General features: G+C 71.4%; 1 pseudogene. It reads left to right on the top strand.

What is annotated here, in order from left to right:
* Positions 1-255, top strand: a pseudogene (locus tag SB775_RS31555) (hypothetical protein); the annotation flags it as partial.

Genomic DNA, 255 nt, shown 5'->3' with positions numbered 1-255 from the left:
CGCTACGTGCCGCGCGCCGGGGAGCACTACCTCACGCCCGCCGAACTGAAGGCGCAGGGCCCCGATTACCTGCAGCAGGAGATCCTGGCGCGCCTGGCCAAAGGACCGGTGGTCTTCGACTGGTACGCGCAGGTCGCCGAGCCCGGCGACCGCATCGAGGATCCGTCGACCGCATGGCCGGAAACCCGCAGGCTGGTGAAACTGGGCACCTTCACGCTGACCCGCCCGCCGGCCGACCTGGCGGCGGCGAGCAAG

Source organism: Peribacillus sp. SIMBA_075 (assembly GCF_046534585.1).
This window is presented reverse-complemented; position numbering and strand designations above follow the sequence as displayed.